Consider the following 947-nt stretch of genomic DNA (forward strand, 5'->3'; position numbering starts at 1 on the left):
TCGTGGCCGTTGCGCCGCGCGTCGGACAGCCGTTCCACCAGCAGGAGTCCGATGCCCTCGGCCAGCGTCATGCCGTCGGCGGCGTCGGAGAAGGCCTTGCAGCGGCCGTCGCGGGCCAGTGCCCGCTGGCGGCTGAACGCGACGAACGGGTCGGGGCTCGCCATCACCGTCGCACCGCCGGCGAGGGCGAGCGAGCTCTCCCCCGACCGCAGCGACTGGCACGCCAGGTGCAGCGCGACCAGCGAGGAGGAGCACGCGGTGTCGACCGTGACGGCCGGGCCTTCGAGGCCGAACAGGTACGCCAGCCGCCCGGACAGGATGCTGGGGATGGTGCCGGTGACCAGGTGGCCCTCGGCGCCGTCCGCGACGTCGGTGCCGTAGTCCTGGTAGCTCGACCCGATGAACGTTCCGGTCAGGCTGCCGCGCACGGCCGCGGGGTCGATCCCGGCCCGCTCGAACGCCTCCCACGACGTCTCCAGCAGCAACCGCTGCTGCGGGTCCATCGACAACGCCTCGCGCGGCGAGATCCCGAAGAAGCCGGGGTCGAATTCGCCCGCGTCGCCGAGGAAGCCGCCCGCGGTGGAGTAGGTCTTGCCGCCGCGGTCGGGGTCGGGGTCGTACAGGGCGTCGGCGTCCCAGCCGCGCCCGGGCGGGAAGGACGTGATGGCGTCGGTGCCGGCCAGCGCCAGCTCCCAGAACTCCTCCGGGGTCGCGACGCCACCGGGGAACCGGCAGCTCATGCCGATGATGGCGATCGGCTCGTCGTGGCCGCCGCCGGTGGTGGCGACCGGGCCGCGCACGGCGCCGCCGGTCCCGTCGAGCAGGCCGCCGAGGAACGCCGCCAGCGCGTGCGGGCTCGGGTAGTCGAAGACCAGGGTGCTCGGCAGGGTCAGGCCGGTGGCGGCGGCGAGGCGCTTGCGCAGCTCCACCGCGGTCAGCGAGTCGAA

Annotated in this window: 1 protein-coding gene; it reads right to left on the minus strand. The window is 74.3% G+C overall.

Annotated features, from left to right (window positions below; all coding sequences use genetic code 11):
• Positions 1 to 947: acyl carrier protein (locus G3I65_RS45845; RefSeq protein WP_160701659.1), on the minus strand; the 947-nt coding region annotated here is incomplete at both ends.

Source organism: Amycolatopsis sp. SID8362, assembly GCF_010550475.1.
Taxonomy (GTDB): Bacteria; Actinomycetota; Actinomycetes; order Mycobacteriales; family Pseudonocardiaceae; genus Amycolatopsis; species Amycolatopsis eburnea.